At 68.6% G+C, this 12,588-nt stretch carries 13 protein-coding genes; all 13 read left to right on the top strand.

Going from position 1 to position 12,588, the window contains the following annotated elements; genetic code table 11:
• Positions 1 to 409 precede the first annotated feature (409 nt).
• Positions 410 to 1,405, top strand: coding sequence for an ATP-binding cassette domain-containing protein (locus tag ACIOEW_RS08425; RefSeq protein WP_356318569.1), 996 nt, complete (start codon positions 410 to 412; stop codon positions 1,403 to 1,405).
• Positions 1,402 to 2,250, top strand: coding sequence for an ABC transporter permease (locus ACIOEW_RS08430; protein ID WP_362541892.1), 849 nt, complete (start codon positions 1,402 to 1,404; stop codon positions 2,248 to 2,250). The genes ACIOEW_RS08425 and ACIOEW_RS08430 overlap by 4 nt, the downstream gene beginning before the upstream one ends.
• Before the next feature lie 3 nt (positions 2,251 to 2,253).
• A complete protein-coding gene (locus ACIOEW_RS08435) occupies positions 2,254 to 3,057 on the top strand; it encodes an ABC transporter permease (RefSeq protein WP_359082202.1) in 804 nt (267 codons plus the stop codon).
• Complete coding sequence (locus tag ACIOEW_RS08440) at positions 3,057 to 4,370, top strand: MCE family protein (RefSeq protein WP_401962527.1); 1,314 nt, start codon at positions 3,057 to 3,059, stop codon at positions 4,368 to 4,370. The genes ACIOEW_RS08435 and ACIOEW_RS08440 overlap by 1 nt, the downstream gene beginning before the upstream one ends.
• On the top strand, positions 4,367 to 5,398 hold the full coding sequence (locus ACIOEW_RS08445) for an MCE family protein (protein ID WP_401962530.1): 1,032 nt from the start codon (positions 4,367 to 4,369) through the stop codon (positions 5,396 to 5,398). Before ACIOEW_RS08440 ends, ACIOEW_RS08445 begins: the two co-directional genes overlap by 4 nt.
• Entirely contained in the window at positions 5,395 to 6,414 is a 1,020-nt protein-coding gene (locus tag ACIOEW_RS08450; protein WP_401962533.1) for an MCE family protein, read from the top strand. Before ACIOEW_RS08445 ends, ACIOEW_RS08450 begins: the two co-directional genes overlap by 4 nt.
• Position 6,415: 1 nt before the next feature.
• The gene (locus tag ACIOEW_RS08455) at positions 6,416 to 7,531 is read left to right on the top strand and encodes an MCE family protein (protein WP_401962536.1); all 1,116 of its coding nucleotides are present in this window, start codon (positions 6,416 to 6,418) and stop codon (positions 7,529 to 7,531) included.
• Entirely contained in the window at positions 7,528 to 8,682 is a 1,155-nt protein-coding gene (locus ACIOEW_RS08460) for an MCE family protein (RefSeq protein ID WP_401962538.1), read from the top strand. Before ACIOEW_RS08455 ends, ACIOEW_RS08460 begins: the two co-directional genes overlap by 4 nt.
• Positions 8,682 to 9,944, top strand: coding sequence for an MCE family protein (locus ACIOEW_RS08465; RefSeq protein ID WP_401962540.1), 1,263 nt, complete (start codon positions 8,682 to 8,684; stop codon positions 9,942 to 9,944). Before ACIOEW_RS08460 ends, ACIOEW_RS08465 begins: the two co-directional genes overlap by 1 nt.
• On the top strand, positions 9,941 to 10,462 hold the full coding sequence (locus tag ACIOEW_RS08470; RefSeq protein WP_362541873.1) for a hypothetical protein: 522 nt from the start codon (positions 9,941 to 9,943) through the stop codon (positions 10,460 to 10,462). Before ACIOEW_RS08465 ends, ACIOEW_RS08470 begins: the two co-directional genes overlap by 4 nt.
• Complete coding sequence (locus ACIOEW_RS08475) at positions 10,459 to 11,169, top strand: hypothetical protein (protein ID WP_401962542.1); 711 nt, start codon at positions 10,459 to 10,461, stop codon at positions 11,167 to 11,169. Before ACIOEW_RS08470 ends, ACIOEW_RS08475 begins: the two co-directional genes overlap by 4 nt.
• A 122-nt stretch (positions 11,170 to 11,291) precedes the next feature.
• Entirely contained in the window at positions 11,292 to 11,789 is a 498-nt protein-coding gene (locus tag ACIOEW_RS08480; protein ID WP_362542195.1) for a nuclear transport factor 2 family protein, read from the top strand.
• Positions 11,790 to 11,849: 60 nt separating this feature from the next.
• Positions 11,850 to 12,569: a hypothetical protein gene (locus ACIOEW_RS08485; RefSeq protein ID WP_401962543.1), complete on the top strand. Its 720-nt coding sequence runs from the start codon at positions 11,850 to 11,852 to the stop codon at positions 12,567 to 12,569.
• The last annotated feature ends 19 nt before the right edge of the window (positions 12,570 to 12,588 follow it).

A 12,588-nucleotide genomic window follows, 5' to 3' on the forward strand; every position in this document is an offset into this window, starting at 1 on the left:
GGAAACGCGTCCGCAGCTGTTCGTTCGACTCATGTCGGGGTCCAGGTCGCGGCCCCCGTGACCTGGAATTCGCACCGGGGACGCAGCCGCCTTGAACCCTCCACTCAGGGGGTGGTGTTCCCGTCGTCGGGGTCTCACGGCTCCGGCCCCATGGGTCGGGGTCCCGACTCGCACGTCGGAGATCTTGCGCAGATTTCGACAAAGTCGTCCAGCGACTTTGTCATTCCGTGACAAGTGATCCACATCGAGCACCTGGTTCGTCGATTTCCGCTGTTCAACGGCTTGTCCTAGCGGTTTCGGCGGACATAACGTGCGCCTCCTGGTGCATGTGTGACGAGCCGCCATTGGATTTCTCAGAGCCGGAGCGCTGACAGATGACTTCGTTCACCGATACGTCGAGGGAGGGCCGATGGGAATCGAAGTAGTCGTTGAAGGCCTTACGAAATCCTTCGGCAAGCAGAACATCTGGCAGGACGTCAGCCTCACCCTGCCCGCCGGCGAAGTGAGTGTGATGCTCGGTCCTTCCGGCACCGGAAAGACCGTATTCCTCAAATCCATCATCGGGTTGCTGAAGCCGGAGCAGGGGCGCGTGCTCATCAACGGCGTCGACATGGTGAACAGCCCCGAGCGCCAGATCATGGAGACTCGGAAGCTGTTCGGGCTCATGTTCCAGGACGGGGCACTCTTCGGGTCGATGTCCCTCTTCGACAACATCGCCTTCCCGCTGCGCGAACACACGCGCAAGAAGGAATCGGAAATCCGCCGGATCGTCATGGAGCGTATCGACATCGTCGGTCTCCTCGGCGCCGAGGACAAATTGCCCGGTGAGATATCCGGCGGCATGCGCAAGCGGGCCGGACTCGCCCGAGCCCTCGTTCTGGACCCGCAGATCATCCTCTGCGACGAGCCGGACTCCGGACTCGACCCGGTCCGCACCGCGTTCATCTCGCAGCTGCTGATCGACCTCAACGCGCAGATCGACGCGACGATGCTGATCGTCACCCACAACCTCGACATCGCCTCCACAGTCCCGGACAACATGGGCATGCTCTTCTGCCGCAACCTCGTCACCTTCGGGCCGCGCGAGGTGTTGCTGACCAGCGATCTGCCGGTCGTCTCCCAGTTCCTCGCCGGGCGCCGCGAAGGGCCCATCGGTATGTCGGAGGAGAAGGACGCCGCCACCCTGGCCGCCGAGGAGCTCAACGGCTACGGGCGAGGCATCAGTTCGGCCAACGCCCCGCGCACCGTCGTCCCGCAACTGGAACCCTCGCCGGGCCTGCCTGTACGGCAGGGCGCCCTGCGCCGCCGTGAGCGGGTCATGTCGATGATGGGACAGCTGCCGGAGGCCGCCCGTACCGCCATCCTGAACAGCTACAGCCCCGCGGCGGGCGGTGGGCGCCCGTGACCGCCCCCATGCCGGTGCGGCCCCCCGAGCCGCCGGCGGACCGGGTGCCGGAGAAGGCGCCCGAACAGAGACGGCCGACGCGGCTGCTCGCCCCGCTGCGCGAGACCGGGAGGCTGTTCACCCTGGCCGGGACCGTGTGCCGCGAGACCTTCCGCCGGCCCTTCCAGGTGCGGGAGTTCATCGAGCAGTTCTGGTTCGTCGCCAGCGTCACGATCCTGCCCGCCGCCCTCGTCTCCATCCCGTTCGGCGCGGTCATCGCCCTCCAGGTCGGCTCCCTCACCCAGCAGCTCGGTGCCCAGTCCTTCACCGGCGGTGCCAGCGTCCTCGCCGTCATCCAGCAGGCCAGCCCGATCATCGTGGCGCTGCTGGTCTCCGGGGCCGCCGGTTCGGCGATCTGCGCCGACCTCGGATCGCGCAAGATCCGCGAGGAGCTCGACGCGATGGAGGTCATGGGCGTCTCGCCCGTCCAGCGCCTCGTCGTCCCGCGGGTGCTGGCCACCATGCTGGTGGCCGTGCTGCTCAACGGCCTTGTCTCCGTCGTCGGCACGATGGGCGGCTACTTCTTCAACGTGATCATGCAGGACGGCACCCCCGGGGCCTATCTGTCCAGCTTCTCCGCCCTGGCCCAGCTGCCTGACCTGTACATCAGCGAGATCAAGGCCCTGATCTTCGGCTTCATCGCCGGCATCGTCGCCGCCTACCGCGGGCTCAACCCGCGCGGCGGGCCGAAGGGGGTCGGGGACGCGGTCAACCAGTCCGTCGTCATCACCTTCATGCTGCTGTTCTTCGTGAATATGGTCCTCACGGCGATCTATCTCCAGGTCGTCCCCGCGAAGGGGAGCTGACCGATGTCGATGCTCAGCTGGCTCGACCGATCCGGTGACCAACTCACCTTCTACGTACGGGCCCTGGTCTGGATTCCCCGAACACTGCGGCGCTACCTCAAGGAAGTGCAGCGCCTCCTCGCCGAAGTGGCCTTCGGCAGCGGCGGCCTCGGCGTCGTCGGCGGCACCATCGGCGTGATGATCGCGATGACACTCGCCACCGGCACCGTCGTCGGCCTCCAGGGGTACGCCGCCCTCAACCAGATCGGCACCGCCGCCTTCACCGGGTTCATCTCCGCCTACTTCAACACCCGTGAGATCGCCCCCCTCGTCGCCGGGCTCGCGCTCTCCGCGACCGTCGGCGCGGGCTTCACCGCCCAGCTCGGCGCCATGCGCATCAACGAGGAGATCGACGGCCTGGAGTCGATGGGTGTGCGCTCCATGCCCTATCTCGTCACCACCCGGATCATCGCCGGGGTCGTCGCGATCATCCCGCTGTACGCGATCGGGCTGCTCTCCTCGTACCTCGCCTCCCGCTACGTCACCGTCCTGTTCAACGGCCAGTCCGCGGGCACGTACGACCACTACTTCAATCTCTTCCTCTCCCCGCAGGACGTCCTGCTGTCGGTGCTCAAAGTGCTGATCTTCAGCGTGATGGTGATCCTCGCGCACTGCTACTACGGCTTCCACGCCTCCGGCGGACCCGCCGGGGTGGGTGTGGCGGTCGGCCGGTCGGTGCGCAACGCGATCGTGCTGATCAGCGTCACCGACTTCTTCCTCTCGCTCGCCATCTGGGGCGCCACGACGACCGTGAAGGTGGCCGGCTGATGAGTAACCGGACCACGGAGTCGGCCCGCCGCCGACTCGCCGGAGTCGCCTTCCTGCTGGTGCCCGCCCTGCTCATCTGGGTGTCGGTCGCGGTGTACGAGAAGGAGTTCACGGACGACGCCACCGTCACCGTCCGGACCGGCAGCGTCGGCAACGAGATGCACGACAACGCCGACGTGAAGCTGCGCGGCGTCGTCATCGGACAGGTACGCGACATCGCGGCTGACGGCGAGGGCGCCCGCCTCACCCTCGCGATCCAGCCCGGCAAGCTCGAGCGGATCCCGGCCGACGTCACGGCCCAGATGCTGCCCACCACGCTGTTCGGCGAACGGTTCGTGGCGCTCGTACCGCCCGCCGTACCCTCCGCGCAGACCCTGCGGGCCGGGGCCGTCATCCCGCAGGACCGCTCCAGCAACGCCATCGAGCTGGAGGAGGTCCTCGACAACGTCCTGCCCCTGCTGACCGCCGTACAGCCGGAGAAGCTCTCCGCCACACTCAATGCGGTCTCCCAGGCACTCCAGGGACGCGGCGAGAAGCTCGGCGACACCCTCGTCACGCTCGACGCACACCTCCAGAAGTTCAACCCCCAGCTCCCCACGCTCAACGCCGACATCAAGGAACTCGTCAAGGTGACCAGGGTGTACGGGGACGCCGCCCCCGACATCCTGGACGCGCTCACGGACTTCACCACCACCAGCGGCACCATCGCCGAGCAGCAGGCGGAACTCGCCGATCTCTACGGCTCAACGACGGCCACCGCGCAGGACGTCACCTCTTTCCTGCGGGAGAACAAGGACAACCTGATCCGGCTCTCCGCCACGAGCAGGCCCACGCTGGAGCTTCTGGCGAAGTACTCCGACGAATTCCCCTGCACCCTGCGGACCGTGGCCGGATTCGTCCCGGCGATGGACAAGGCGCTCGGCAAGGGAACGGACCGGCCCGGCCTGCACGTCACCGTCAAGTCCGTGAGATCCAAGGGGAAGTACGTACCCGGCAAGGACACCCCGGTCTACGACGCCACCGGCGGACCGCACTGCTACTCCGTGCCGTACGTCGGGACGGCCGAACCGACCGCCGCCGGGCGGGCAGCCGGCTCGCCCGCCCCCGGTGACCGGGCGGACGCCGCGGAGCGGACCGCCACCGCGCCCACGGCCCAGGACACCGCACTCGGCATGCCCAACTCCCCGCAGGAGAGCCGGCTCGTCAACGAGCTGGTCGCTCCCTCACTGAAAGTCCAGCCGCAGACCCTGCCCGACTGGAGCAGCGTGCTCATCGGTCCGGCCTTCCGCGGTGCGGAGGTGAAGCTCAAGTGAAGCGCCGCTCCCTCGCGGGACCGCTCGCGAAATCGATCGTCTTCATCGTGGTGACCGTGCTCGCCACCACCGTCCTGGGGCTGTCGATCGCCAGCACCGGGGTCGGCGACACCACCACCTACAAGGCCAGGTTCACCGACGCCACCGGCCTGATCGTCGGCGACAGCGTCCGGATCGCCGGGGTCAAGGTCGGGCAGGTCGAGTCCATAGAGGTCGCCGACAAGCGGCTTGCCGAGGTCGGCTTCGCCGTCCGCAAGGGGCGCAGCCTCCCCGCCTCGGTAACCGCCTCGATCAAGTACCTCAACATGGTCGGCCAGCGCTACATCGACCTCGACCAGGGCGCCGGACCGGTCGGCCGGAGCTTCGCCGCCGGAGCGACCATTCCGCTCTCCCGCACCACGCCGGCGCTCGACCTGACCCAGCTCTTCAACGGCTTCCAGCCGCTCTTCGAAGGACTGTCGCCGCCCGACGTCAACCAGCTCGCCGGCTCCATCGTCCAGGTGCTCCAGGGCGAGGGCGGCACCGTCGACAGCATCCTCCAGCACGTCGGCTCCCTGACCAGCACGGTCGCGGCCAAGGACAAGGTGATCGGCGAGGTGATCAAGAACCTCAACACAGTGCTGAAGACCGTGAACGACCGGGAAGCCGGCTTCGACGACCTGGTCGACACGCTCCAGGAACTCGTCACGGGCTTCTCCGGCGACCGCAAACCGCTCGGAGAGGCGGTCACCGCGATGGGCGCACTCACCACGGTCACCGCCGACCTGCTCCAGGACGGCCGTAAGCCGCTCAAAGAAGACATCAAGCAACTCGGGCGCCTGTCGGACCAGTTGGACAAGGGCTCCCCGCAGATCGAGAACATGCTGAAGAAGACGCCGGCCAAGATGGAGGCGATCAGCCGCCTCGCCTCGTACGGCTCCTGGCTCAACCTCTACCTCTGCGAAGCCAAGGTCAGCGGCGTGACCACCGAGGACGGCAGCGCACCGCCCACCGGCATCACGATCACCCAGCCGAGGTGCCTGGCATGAGAATCAGACCCCTGCGGGAACGCAGTCCCGTCGCCGTCGGCATCGTCGGACTCCTCGTCCTTGCCCTCCTCGGCTACGGCGCCTACCGCGCCGACTCGCTGCCCTTCATCGGCGGCGGCACCACCTACACCGCCGACTTCACCGAGTCCGCCGGACTCGGCGAGGGCGACGAGGTACGGATCGCCGGCGTCAAGGTCGGCGAGGTCACCGGCGTCTCCCTCGACGGCGCGAAGGTCAAGGTCAGCTTCCGGGTCAAGGACGCCTGGATCGGCAACTCCTCCACGGTCGGCATCGCCATCAAGACCCTCCTCGGCGAGAAGTACCTCGCCGTCGACCCGCTCGGCACCGGACCCCAGGACCCGGACGCCCGCATCACCGCAAGCCGCACCACCTCCCCGTACGACGTCACCCAGGCGTTCAACGGACTCGGAGAGACCATCGGGGAGATCGACACCCAGCAGCTCGCCAAGAGCTTCGAGACGATCTCCGCCACCTTCAAGGACTCGCCCCCCGACGTGAAGAGCGCCGCCGACGGACTCTCCGCACTTTCCAGAACGGTCTCCGAACGGGACGCCCAACTGGTCACCCTCCTCAAGGGCAGCAAGCAGCTGACCAAGACCCTCGCCAACAAGAAGAGCAGCTTCGAGACCCTGCTGAAGGACGGCAACCTGCTCCTCGGCGAGATCCAGGCCCGTCGCGACTCCATCCATCTGCTGCTCACCGGCACCCGGCACCTGGGCACCCAGCTCACCGGTCTCGTCGCGGACAACAACAAGCAGCTGAAGCCGACGCTCGACTCGCTCGGCCGGGTCACCGCCGTCCTGGTGAAGAACCGCAAGAGCCTCGACAAGGTGCTGTCGCTGGCAGGGTCGTACAACCGGCTCGTCGGTAACACGCTCGGCAGCGGCCGCTGGTTCGACAACTACGTGTGCGGGGTCGTCCCCAAGGACTACCTGCCCGCAGGCACACCTCCGGCGACCGGATGCATGCCACCCAAGCAGCAAGGCGGCCGCTGACATGAGACTCACGCGCATCGTCGGCATCGGCGCCGGGCTCGCCGTCGTGGCCGTGGCGGCCACCACCGGGGTGATGGCCATGGACGAAGAGGGAACGACGACCGTCACCGCCTACTTCGACCAGGCCACCGGGGTGTACGCCGGATCGGACCTGCGGATCCTCGGAGTGAAGGTCGGCCGGGTCGAATCGGTGCAGCCGAAGGGCAAGGAGGTCAAGGTCAGGCTCCGCATCGACAAGGGTGTCAAGGTGCCCAAGGGCGCGCACGCCGTCGTCGTCGCCCCCAGCCTGGTCGCCGACCGGTACGTCCAGCTCGCCCCCGCGTACGACGGGGGGCCGGTGCTGGCGGACGAGGCCGATCTGCCGGCCGCGAACAACGCCACCCCGGTCGAGGTCGATCAGCTCTACGCCTCCATCACGGAACTCTCCACCGCGCTGGGCCCCGACGGGGCCAACGCCGACGGCGCGCTGGCGAAACTCCTGGACACCGGCGCGAAGAACCTCGACGGCAACGGAAAGGCCATCGGCGACTCCATCGAGCAGTTCGGCAAGGCGACGAAGACGCTCGACAAGAGCAGCGGCAACCTCTTCGACACCCTCTCCTACCTGCAGACGTTCACCACCATGCTGAAGGACAACGACGGCAACGTCCGCGCCGCCGAACAGCAGCTCAACTCCGTCACCGGATTCCTCGCCGACGACAAGAAGAACCTCAGCGCCGCCCTGAAGGAGCTGGGCACGGCCCTCGGCCAGGTCAAGACCTTCATCAAGGAGAACCGTGGCGCCCTGAAGGCGAACGTGGACGCCCTGGTGCCGATCACTCAGACCCTGGTGGACCAGCGCGCCTCGCTCGCCGAAGCGATGGACACGCTCCCGCTCGCCGCGGACAACGTGATCAACGCGTACGACCCGGCGAACCGCACGCTTAACGGCCGCACCAACCTCAACGAACTCTCCATGGGCGGACCGCTCACCCAGGAGCCCGCCGCACTGTCCGCCCTCTCACCCGTGGACGCGGCCCGGCAGAAGGCACTGCCCGCGCTCCCGCTGCCCGCGGTGGGCACCGTCTACGGGACCCCCGAGAAATCCGCCACGCAGAAGAAGGGGGCCAAGCAATGAGCCGCGCGCTGCGCCGACCCGGCGCCCGCACGACCGGCGTAGCCGCCGTGCTCGCGGTGGGCGTCGGTCTGGCCCTGATCGCCACCACGGTCGACCTGCCGACGTTCACCGGCGTCGACCAGATACCCCTGCCGGGCGGCGCGGACCTCGGCGACCATCCGTACGAGATCACCGCCGAGTTCGCGGACGTGCTCAGCCTCGCCCCGCAGTCCTCGGTGAAGGTCAACGACGTGGCCGTCGGCAGAGTCACCAGGATCTCCCTGGCCTCGGGCAGCTGGAACGCCAAGGTCACCATGCGGGTCAACGGGAAGATCAAGCTGCCCGCGAACGCGTACGCGCACCTGGAGCAGTCCAGCCTCCTCGGCGAGAAGTACATCCAGCTCTCCCCGCCGGCCGCCGGTACCGCCCGGGGGGCACTGGCCGACGGGGACCGCATCCCGCTGACGCGGACCAACCGGAACCCGGAGGTCGAGGAGGTGTTCGGCGCCCTGTCGATGCTCCTCAACGGCGGTGGCATCAACCAGCTCAAGACCATCACCACCGAGCTCAACAAGGCACTCGCCGGGCAGGAACCCCAGGTCCGCTCCATGCTCAAGCGGGTCAACACCCTCGTGACCAACCTGGACGGGCACAAGGAGGACATCACCGACGCCCTGGACGGGGTCAACCGCCTCTCCGCCACCCTCGCCACCCGCAAGCAGGACGTCGGCACGGTCCTCACCGGGCTCAGCCCCGGCATGAAGGTCCTGGAGAAGCAGCGCGGATCGCTCATGACCATGCTCCGCTCGCTCGACACGCTGTCCACCGTCGCCGTCGACACGGTCAACAAGAGCAAGGCCGACATGATCGCCGACCTCAAGGCCCTCGCCCCCACCCTGCAGGCCCTCGCCGACTCCGGCCAGGACCTGCCCGACTCCCTTCAGGTGCTGCTCACCTATCCGTTCACGGACGAGGTACTGCGCGGAGTGAAGGGCGACTACCTCAACGTCTACCTGGATGTGACGGCCATGCCCGGCACACAGATCATCCCGCCACTCGACCCGTCCGGCACCGCGCCCCCGGCGGCATCGGGCAGCACCGCCCTGAAGTCCGGCTCGGCCCTGCCGCTGCCCCTTCCCTCGGTCACATCGAGTTCCAAGGGGAGCAGCTGATGATCACCATGGCCATCCGGCTCAAGAACATCGCCTTCCTGATCATCGCGGTCCTCGTCCTCGGCTACCTGGGCGTCCGCTACGCCGACCTCGGCCACTACGTCGGCATGCGCAGCTACTACACCGTCAAGGTCCAGCTCCCGCGCACCGGTGGGCTGTTCACCCACTCCAACGTCACCTACCGGGGCGTGTCGGTGGGCCGGGTCGGACCGATCGAGCTCACCGACGACGGGGTGGAGGCCGAACTGCGCATCGAGAAGGACGCCCCGCCCATCCCGGACGGGCTGAGGGCCGTCGTCGCCAACCTCTCGTCGGTCGGCGAGCAGTACGTCGATCTACGGCCCACCCGAACCGAGGGCCCGTACCTGGCGAACGGCTCCGTCATCGATCAGGCCGACACGACCGTCCCGGCGCCCGTCACCGACGTCCTCACGAGTGTCGACGACCTCGCCGGCTCCGTCGACCTGGAATCGCTGCGCACAGTCGTCGACGAGTTCGGCACCGCTTTCGAGGGACGCGGCGACGACCTCCAGGTCCTGCTGGACACCGGAAGCGACTTCGTCCAGGCAGCCGATGACGCACTGCCCGTCAACACCCGGCTGATGGTCGACGGCGAGACCGTACTGCGCACCCAGGCCGAACAGGGCGAAGCCCTCAAGGGATTCGCCTCGGGCGCCAAGGAACTGGCCGCCGAACTCAAGGGATCCGACACCGACCTGCGCAAGCTGATCGCGGCCGCCCCCGACGCGACCAGTCAGATCAGCGGACTGCTGAGGGACGTCGACCCGAGCTTCGGTGTCGTCGTGGCCAACCTCCTCACCACCTCGGACATCGCCGTCACCCGGCAGCGCGGACTGGAGGAACTGCTCGTGAAGCTCCCCGCCGTCGCGGCAGCGGGTTCCAGCGCGGTCGACGAGAACGGCGCCCGGTTCGGGATGTCGGTCACCTTCTTCGAGCCGCTGCCCTGCACCTCGGGCTACGGCGCCACGACCTACCGCAACGGCCTCGATGTCACGGCTGGTCCCGCACTCAACACCAAGGCCCGCTGCACCTCGTCACCCGGAACCGGCATCAACGTCCGCGGCAGCGCGAACGCCCCGAAGGGCGGGGCGCTGCCCGCACCGGCCAAGCCGGGATCCATGCTCCTGTCGGACGCCGCGGAGAACCGTCTCCCCGGCGCACTCGGAGTCCCCGCCGACGCGGCCCCTGCCTCCGACGGCATGGCCGGTCTGCTGGGCCTCGGGCAGGGGGGCGGCTCATGACACCCCGTACGAGGACCCTGAGCGGGTGGGCCGTGCTGCTCGCCGCCGTACTGATCTGCGCACTCGGGGGCTGGTCGTACGCACAGGCGCGCGGTGACGACGACCTGGCGTACGCCAAGAGCCGGGACACCGCCCTCGCCGACGGGAAGCGGAACCTCGCCCTGCTCAACAGCCTGGACGGCAAGGACGCCACAAGCGTGGACACCGGACTCGGGGCGTGGCTCGACTCCTCGACCGGTCCGCTCCATGAACAGCTGAAGCGCACCCGGAGCAAGGACGCGAGTGACCTGACGAAGTCCGGATCCACGGCACGCGGAACGGTCACCGACGCGGCGCTCACCGCCCTCGACCAACGGACCGGCACCGCCGAGATGATCGCGACCGTGGACGTCGAGGTCACCCCGCGCACCGGCAAGGGCGGCACGGAGCGCAAGCGCTTCGAGGCCACCCTCGCCCGGACCGCGGGCGGCTGGAAGGTCAAGGCGCTCACGGCGATCGCGGTGGGGAGCGGCACATGAAGCGACAGGGAGGGGCGGCGGTCGTGACCACCGGCACGGATGTGGAAGAGGTCGGGGATCTCGACGCCACGGCAGCACAGGCGTCGGGGGACGAGCCTGCGGACGGCATTCCGGCGGGCGTCGCGCCCGCAGACGGTGAGCCGGCGGACGGTATTCCGGCAGATGGTGACCCGGGTCCCGGCGGGGACGAGCCGGATCCCGGTGCGGGCCGTCGGGTGCTGCGCGTCGTTGCCGGGGTGCTGATCGTCGCGTTGCTCGTCGCCGGCGGCGGACTCTTCGCCGCGGGGCGTCAGTTGCGCGACACCCCTGCCACCTCGAACAGGGCGCTGACCGACAGCGAGGCCACCACCCGCGTCGCGGGAGACGTCACCAACGCGCTCGGCAAGGTGTTCTCCTACAGCCCCGAGGCCACCGCCGTCACCAAGGAGTCCGCGAAGCAGCTCCTCGCCGGCAAGGCACTTCAGCAGTACGCGGCACTGTTCGGCCAGGTGGAGAAGCAGGCCGCCGACCAGAAGCTCACCCTCACCACCCATGTCGTTCGTGCCGGAGTGACCCGGCTGACCCACGACAGCGCCCATCTGCTCGTCTTCCTGGACCAGGTCTACGAACGCAAGGGCAAGGACGCCAGCAGAGCGGCCGCGCAGCTCTCCGTCACCGCCCAACTGCGGGACGACCGCTGGACGATCGTCGAGATCACCTCCCGGTAGCGGACCGGTACGGGCGCGGGCACGGAGCAGCGCACCACAGCACGGAACCACACAGCACGGAACAGACCGGCCGGCAGGGAGAGGCAGCGATGGCACGGGTACGGATGACGAGGAATCCGCTGGTGGCGGCAGCGATCGTGCTGTCGGTCGCGGCGGCAGGTGCCGCGGGCTGGGGCGGAGTGTCCTGGTACCAGGCGGCACACGACAACTCGGCGGCGTACGCCCAGGCCCGCGACGATGTGCTGGCCGCCGGTGAGCAGGCCGTCCAGAACATGAACACGCTCGATCACGAGCAGCTCGCCAAGGGGCTCGACACCTGGGAGGACTCCACCACGGGGGACCTGCATCAGCAACTCGTCGACGGACGCGACGGGTTCGTGAAGCAGATCCAAGGGGCGAAGACCGTCAGTACGGCCAAGGTGCTGTCCGGTGCGGTCACCGAGCTCGACGACCGGGCCGGGAAGGCGGGAGTGATGGTGGCGCTGCGGGTGACCGTGACCGCACCCAAGGGCAAGCCCGCGGTGAAGGAGAGCCGGATGCTGGGGCAGCTCACCCGCACGCCCGAGGGGTGGAAGCTCAGCGCCCTCGGTCAGGCGCCCGTCGGGAACACCGCCGGCTGAGAGGCCGCCCGACAGCCCCTGCCACCACCGACTCCACCCCGCACCGAGAGGACCCCGGACATGTCGACGACCCGTCACCTCGTCAACCGGCAGCGCCGCCTGGCCACCGTCGCCGCCGAACGCACCGCCGCGCCCGCCCCCGTACGCAAGCCCGCGGAGCCCGAGACCGTCGCGGACGAATCCGGCGCGGACGAATCCGTCGTCGACGAGGCGAAAGCACAGGAGGAGCCGGCGGCGAAGGAACCACGGCCCGGCCGGCCACCCCGTCTCCGGATCCGGCTGCCCGCCGTGCTGTGCGCCGCGACCGTCCTCCTCGGGGCCTTCGCCGCCTGGGCGTTCACCTCGGCCGCAAGCCTGGACGACGACCCGAGCCGGCAGAACACCGCGCTCACCGACATCAGCCGCACGAGCGAGGTGAAGGGGCAGATCACCGAGGCCGTCGGCGCGGTGTTCTCGTACAACTACGCCTCGCCCGCCAAGGCCGACGCCGCGGTGAAGAAGTTCCTGACGGGCAAGGCGGTCCAGCAGCACGAGGACATGCTCGCCGAGGTACGGGCGCAGGCACCCAAGCAGAAGCTCGTCCTCACCACGACCGTCACCGAGAGCGGAGTGGAGATGCTCGACGGCGACCGGGCCCGGCTGATCATCTTCGCCGATCAGAGCAACACCCGTACGGGCAAGGCGGAGGAGACCACATACGCGGCGGCCATGTTCGCCGTGGACGCTGTTCGCCGGGGCGGAGCCTGGCGGATATCCGCCATCGACACGTTCACCCGGTGACCCGGGGGAGAGGAGAGCA

This window comes from Streptomyces sp. NPDC087901 (assembly GCF_044742205.1).
GTDB lineage: Bacteria > Actinomycetota > Actinomycetes > Streptomycetales > Streptomycetaceae > Streptomyces.

Excerpts from the sequence above, each read along its gene's own strand:
- ACIOEW_RS08425 (WP_356318569.1), top strand. The coding sequence starts at position 410 with ATGGGAATCGAAGTAGTCGTTGAAGGCCTTACGAAATCCTTCGGCAAG.
- ACIOEW_RS08435 (WP_359082202.1), top strand. The coding sequence starts at position 2,254 with ATGTCGATGCTCAGCTGGCTCGACCGATCCGGTGACCAACTCACCTTC.
- ACIOEW_RS08440 (WP_401962527.1), top strand. The coding sequence starts at position 3,057 with ATGAGTAACCGGACCACGGAGTCGGCCCGCCGCCGACTCGCCGGAGTC.
- ACIOEW_RS08450 (WP_401962533.1), top strand. The coding sequence starts at position 5,395 with ATGAGAATCAGACCCCTGCGGGAACGCAGTCCCGTCGCCGTCGGCATC.
- ACIOEW_RS08455 (WP_401962536.1), top strand. The coding sequence starts at position 6,416 with ATGAGACTCACGCGCATCGTCGGCATCGGCGCCGGGCTCGCCGTCGTG.
- ACIOEW_RS08460 (WP_401962538.1), top strand. The coding sequence starts at position 7,528 with ATGAGCCGCGCGCTGCGCCGACCCGGCGCCCGCACGACCGGCGTAGCC.
- ACIOEW_RS08465 (WP_401962540.1), top strand. The coding sequence starts at position 8,682 with ATGATCACCATGGCCATCCGGCTCAAGAACATCGCCTTCCTGATCATC.
- ACIOEW_RS08470 (WP_362541873.1), top strand. The coding sequence starts at position 9,941 with ATGACACCCCGTACGAGGACCCTGAGCGGGTGGGCCGTGCTGCTCGCC.
- ACIOEW_RS08475 (WP_401962542.1), top strand. The coding sequence starts at position 10,459 with ATGAAGCGACAGGGAGGGGCGGCGGTCGTGACCACCGGCACGGATGTG.
- ACIOEW_RS08485 (WP_401962543.1), top strand. The coding sequence starts at position 11,850 with ATGTCGACGACCCGTCACCTCGTCAACCGGCAGCGCCGCCTGGCCACC.